This window comes from Stenotrophomonas sp. PS02297, from assembly GCF_029959705.1.
Taxonomy (GTDB): domain Bacteria; phylum Pseudomonadota; class Gammaproteobacteria; order Xanthomonadales; family Xanthomonadaceae; genus Stenotrophomonas; species Stenotrophomonas nitritireducens.
Window position 1 is genome coordinate 1 of record NZ_JASCOS010000221.1, and the last position, 2,369, is coordinate 2,369.

A 2,369-nucleotide genomic window follows, 5' to 3' on the forward strand; every position below is an offset into this window, starting at 1 on the left:
TGGGCGGGTGGGGGGGGGGGGGGTTGTTTTTAAAACCCCACACCCGGGGGGGGGGGGGGGGGGGGGGGGGGGGGGGCGCCCACCGCCGGCGAGACCGTGCTGCCGTAGAGCAGCCGCACCAGCAAGGTGATGTTGGCCTCGTTGAAGGTGGTCGCCAGGTGCATCAGCCCGCCCAGGTGGCTGGCGACGCGGCCGCAGTAGTCGGCGAACAGCGCCGGCGCGTCCGCCACTTCGAAGCCGCCGCGCGCGGCGAACCAGATCGGCACGGTGAAGTGGTTGAGCGTCACCACCGGCTTCAGGCCGTGCGCGTGGCAGGTCTCCAGCACCCGCGCGTAGTGGTCGAGCTCGGCGCTGGAATAGAACCCGGGCGCGGGCTGGATGCGCGACCACTCGATGCCCAGGCGGTAGCAGTTGAAGCCCAGCTGCGCGGCCAGGGCGATGTCCTCGGCATAGCGGTGGTAACTGTCGCAGGCGTCGCCGGAGGGCTCGGCGAACAGCGTGGGACGCACGTTCTCGCGCACCCAGGCGTCGCTGTTGGTGTTGTTGCCCTCGCTCTGGTGCCCGGAGATCGCCGTGCCCCACAGGAAGTCGCGCGGCAAGGCGCGGCTGCGTGCCGGTGCCGGTGCCGGCGCCGCCAGGGCGGTGGCCGGCAGGCCGCTGGCCAGGGCCGCCCAGCCCAGCGACTGCAGGATGCGACGGCGCAGCGGGGAGTCGGGAAGCGGCATGCCGGTCATGGCTGGCTTCGTTCCGGTGCCGGTCATCAGCAGCGCTCGAACACGGCGGCGATGCCCTGGCCGCCCCCGATGCACATCGTGGCCAGCCCATAGCGGCCGCCGCGGCGCTGCAGCTCGTGCACCAGCTTGACGGTGATGATCGCGCCGGTCGCGCCGACCGGGTGGCCCAGCGCGATGCCGCTGCCGTTGGGGTTGACCTTGGCCGGGTCCAGGCCGAGCGCGTCGGACACCGCGCAGCACTGGGCGGCGAAGGCCTCGTTGGATTCGATCACGTCCAGGTCGTCGACCGACAGCCCGGCCCTGGCCAGCACCGCCTGCACCGCCGGCACCGGTCCCATGCCCATGTACAGCGGCTCGACGCCGGCGTGCGCGTAGGCCACCAGCCGCGCCAGCGGGCGCAGGCCATGGCGCGCCACCGCCGCGCCGGTGGCCAGGACCAGCGAGGCGGCGCCGTCGTTGATGCCGGAGGCGTTGCCGGCGGTGACCGAGCCGTCGGGCTTGAACACCGGGCGCAGCGCGGCCAGGTCCTGCGCGGTGACGTTGGCGCGGACGTGCTCGTCGGTCCGGAACTCGGTTTCGCGGCCGCGCCGGCCTACCTTCACCGGCACGATCTGGTCGTCGAAACGGCCCTCGGCGATGGCCTCGGCCGCGCGTCGGTGGCTTTCCAGCGCGAATGCGTCCTGGCGCGCGCGCGCGATGCCGTGGCGCTCGGCGATGTTCTCGGCGGTGATGCCCATCAGCACGCCGTTGAACGGGTCTTTCAGGCCTTCGTTGAGCCCGTCCACCAGCACCGCGTCGCCGAGCTTGCGGCCCCAGCGGTGGGTGGGCAGGTAGAACGGGGTGCGGCTCATGGATTCGGCGCCGCCGGCCAGCGCCACCTCGCAGTCGCCCAGCAACAGGGCCTGCGCCGCCGAGACGATGGCCTGCAGGCCGGAGCCGCACAGCCGGTTGACGGTCAGCGCCGGGGTTTCCACCGGCAACCCGGATTCGATGGCGATGATGCGCGCCATGTAGGCGTCGCGCGGTTCGCTGGGCAGCACCTGGCCGTAGACGGCGTGGCCGATGGCGTCGGCGGCCACGCCGGCGCGGGCGATGGCCTCCCTGGCGGTGGCGACGCCGAGTTCGGAGGGCGCAGTGTCCTTGAGCGAGCCGCCGAACGCGCCGATGGCGGTGCGTACGCCGGAAACGATGAAGACGTCGGTCATGTCGAATTCCTCAGCAGTGGAAACAGTCTTGGGTGGTTGAGGCGATCAGGTCGTCGCGCGTGGCGGCCAGGTCCAGCCAGAGCGCGGCGCGGGGCAGTTCGTGGGCGAAGAACCAGCGCGCCGCGGCGCGCTTGCCGCGGTGGAACGCGGTGTCCCCGGCGCACAGGCGGGCCATGTCCAGCCACAGCCAGCCGACCACGGCGTGGCCGAAGGCGCGCAGGAAGGAGGTGGCCTGTTCCAGCGCCTGCGGCGCTGGCGCCGAGGCCAGTTCCGCCACCACCGCGTCGAGCCTCTGCCAGGTGGCCTCGAGCTGGCGCGCGAGCGGAGCGAGCCGGGCGTCGGCGGCGCTGGCGGCCACGGTCGCCTCGACCCGCGCGCGCAGCTGCGCGACGCCGGCGCCGCCGTCGCGCAGCACCTTGCGGCCCCGCAG

The 2,369-nt window shown here is 73.4% G+C and carries 3 protein-coding genes; all 3 read right to left on the minus strand.

The window, feature by feature from the left end; all coding sequences use genetic code 11:
• Positions 1-29 precede the first annotated feature (29 nt).
• A complete protein-coding gene (locus QMX80_RS19000; RefSeq protein WP_282278729.1) occupies positions 30-734 on the minus strand; it encodes a family 1 glycosylhydrolase in 705 nt (234 codons plus the stop codon).
• Positions 735-760: 26 nt separating this feature from the next.
• Positions 761-1,939, minus strand: coding sequence for an acetyl-CoA C-acyltransferase family protein (locus QMX80_RS19005; RefSeq protein ID WP_282278731.1), 1,179 nt, complete (start codon positions 1,937-1,939; stop codon positions 761-763).
• Between the two features lie 10 nt (positions 1,940-1,949).
• Positions 1,950-2,369, minus strand: a 420-nt coding sequence (locus QMX80_RS19010; protein ID WP_282278733.1) for an acyl-CoA dehydrogenase C-terminal domain-containing protein, incomplete at its 5' end; no start/stop codon positions are given.

Bases quoted from the DNA above. Each gene is read 5' to 3' on its own strand.
- QMX80_RS19000 (WP_282278729.1), bottom strand. From the start codon at position 734: ATGACCGGCATGCCGCTTCCCGACTCCCCGCTGCGCCGTCGCATCCTG.
- QMX80_RS19005 (WP_282278731.1), bottom strand. From the start codon at position 1,939: ATGACCGACGTCTTCATCGTTTCCGGCGTACGCACCGCCATCGGCGCG.